The 2,914-nt window shown below is 77.2% G+C and carries 2 protein-coding genes; both read left to right on the top strand.

Annotated elements, in window-relative coordinates:
- A partial coding sequence (locus N866_RS17815; RefSeq protein ID WP_162177338.1) for a LysE family transporter occupies positions 1–426 on the top strand: 426 nt, incomplete at its 5' end.
- A 55-nt stretch (positions 427–481) separates the two neighbouring features.
- Positions 482–2,914 (top strand): DNA polymerase III subunit gamma and tau (locus tag N866_RS17810; protein WP_034229159.1); only part of this gene is annotated, 2,433 nt, incomplete at its 3' end.

Below are 2,914 nucleotides of genomic sequence, written 5' to 3'. Positions count from 1 at the left end.
CTGGTGGCGGCGCGCGGCGTGGTGGGTCTGCTGCGTTCCCGCGGCGCACCCCCGCCCGTCCCGCCGACCGAGGAGAGCCCGCGTGGCTGCCGCGCCGCCGCGCCGGGGGCCGTCACCGTCGCCCCGGCCCGCCCGATGACACCGGCGCGGTCGTTCGTGCGGTTCGTCGGGCTCACGGCGGTCAACCCCCTGACCGTCGTCTACTTCGTCGCGGTGGCCGCGGGCCTCGCCGACCGACTCGTCACGCCGACGGCGACCGTCGCGTTCGTCCTCGGGATCGGCGTCGCGTCCGCCGCGTGGCAGCTGGCGCTCGCGGGGGCGGGCGCGGTGCTCGGCGCCCGGGTGAGCCCGCGCGTGCGGACGGCACTCTCGCTGGCCGGCTACGCCGTCGTCGCCGGCTTCGCGGTGGCGCTCGCCCTGCCGTAGGAGGACGTGTGCGGACCGATGACCGGTGTCGGACCCGACGCGTAGGGTTCCCTCCGTGACGACCGCCCTGTACCGCCGCTACCGGCCGGACACCTTCGCCGAGGTGATCGGGCAGGAGCACGTCACCGAGCCGCTCATGCAGGCGCTCCGCACAGGCAAGGTCACGCACGCGTACCTGTTCAGCGGCCCGCGCGGCTGCGGCAAGACGACGTCGGCGCGCATCCTCGCCCGCTGCCTCAACTGCGCGCAGGGACCGACGGCGACGCCCTGCGGCGAGTGCGACTCGTGCGTGGAGCTGGCCCGCGGTGGGGCGGGGAGCCTGGACGTCGTCGAGATCGACGCCGCCAGCCACAACGGCGTCGACGACGCCCGTGACCTGCGCGAGCGGGCCGCCTTCGCCCCGGCGCGCGACCGCTTCAAGGTGTTCATCCTCGACGAGGCGCACATGGTGACGCCGCAGGGCTTCAACGCCCTGCTCAAGATCGTCGAGGAGCCGCCGCCGCACGTGAAGTTCATCTTCGCGACGACGGAGCCGGACAAGGTCATCGGCACGATCCGGTCGCGCACCCACCACTACCCGTTCCGGCTCGTCCCGCCGGACGTCCTCACGCCCTACCTGGACCAGGTCTGCGCGGCCGAGCAGGTGCCGGTCGGCCCCGGGGTGCTGCCCCTGGTGGTCCGGGCGGGCGGTGGGTCCGTGCGGGACTCCATGTCCGTCCTCGACCAGCTCGTCGCCGGGGCGGACGAGCGCGGGCTGGACTACGAGCGCGCCGTCGCCCTGCTCGGCTTCACGCACGCGACGCTGCTCGACGACGCCGTCGACGCCATCGCCGTGCGTGACGGCGCGAGCGCCTTCCGGGTGGTCGACCGCGTCATCTCCTCCGGGCACGAGCCCCGCCGGTTCGTCGAGGACCTGCTCGAGCGGCTGCGCGACCTCATCGTCATCGCGGCCTCCGGGGAGGCGGCGCGGGCGGTGCTGCGCGACGTCCCCGCCGACCAGCTCGACCGCATGGCCGGCCAGGCCGCCACGCTCGGACCGGCGGAGCTCTCCCGCTCCGCCGACCTCGTCAACGGCGCGCTCACCGAGATGACCGGCGCGACGTCGCCTCGGCTCCACCTCGAGCTCCTCGTCGCCCGGCTGCTGCTGCCCGGCGTGGACGACGGCACCCGCGGACTCGTCGCCCGCCTCGAGAAGCTCGAGCGGGACGTCGTCGGCGGCGTGCGGGTGGGGCCGGTCTCCCTCTCCGGTACCCCGTCCTCGGCGGCCGGGGCACCCGTCGCCGTCACGCCCGAGGCGGTCGAGCCGGCACCGGAGCCGCGGACGGAGCGGACGCCGGGGCCCGGCCGGGAGCCGGAGCGGACGCCCCGTCCCGACCGCGCGCCGGTGGGCGACCGCGTCGCGGCGCCCGAGCCTGCCCCCAGCCCCGCACCGGGCGACCGGCCCCGAGGCGACCGCATCGCGGCGGACGAGCCGGTTTCGCACGAGCCGGTGTCGGACGAGCCAGGGTCGGACGAGCGGGTTGCGGACGAGCAGGTTTCGGACGGGCCCTCGGCGGATGCGCCCGTGGCACGGAACCCCGCGTCCGGGGAGCTCGAGGGTGCGGACGAGGCCGTGCCGGCAGACGACGTCGTGGCGCCGGGCGACCCGGTGCCGACGGCCGAGCGCGAACCCCTGTCGGACCCGGCGCCCGAGGCGCGGCCGCCGGCGCCGCGTGAGGACCGACCCGCCGTCGCGCCCCCCGCCGGACCCCCGACCCACCCGCGCGCGGAGACCCCGCCCTCGGTGGCGCCGACGAGCGCGGCCACAGGCGGCCTCGACGCCGAGACCGTTCGACGCCGGTGGCCCGAGGTGCTGCAGACCCTCAAGGGCCTGCGGATGGCGACCTGGGTGCTCGTCAGCCAGAACGGGCACGTCGCCGAGCTCGCCGAGGGCCGGCTGTCCCTGGCGTTCACCACCCCCCAGCTCGCGGGCACCTTCCGCACCGGCAACCACGCGGACCACGTCAAGCGGGCCCTGCACGAGACCCTCGGCCTCGACGTCCGGATCGAGACGACCATCGCCGGTGACGCCACCGCGCCGGCGGCCGTCCCGGCAGAGGCGCCCGGGACGGGCGGGTCGTCCCCGCGCCGGGACGACGGCGACCGTCGACGAGCGATCTCCGCCGAGGAGGCCGCGGCGTCCTGGGACGCCCCCGCGCCCCGGACCGCGGCCCCGACCAGCCCTGCCGAAGGTTCCAGGACCGGCACCACGACGGACCCCCGGCGGCAGGACCGAGGTGGGTCCCGTGCTCCGGAGCGGGCCCGGGGCGCCGACTCTCCGAGCGAGCGTCCGCAGGGCACCCCGGTTGGCGGCACCGGGCCTGCTGCTGCCGCGGGCGACGAGGAGCCCCCGCCGCCGTGGGACATCCCGCCGCCCGAGGAGGACCCGTTCCCCGACGAGCCGCCGCCGGACCCGTCCGGTCGCGCCGCGCCCGCCCGCGGTGGCGCC

Source organism: Actinotalea ferrariae CF5-4 (assembly GCF_000603945.1).
Lineage (GTDB): Bacteria > Actinomycetota > Actinomycetes > Actinomycetales > Cellulomonadaceae > Actinotalea > Actinotalea ferrariae.
The sequence above is the reverse complement of the archived record's forward strand: the minus strand, read 5'-3'. Positions and strand labels throughout refer to the sequence as shown.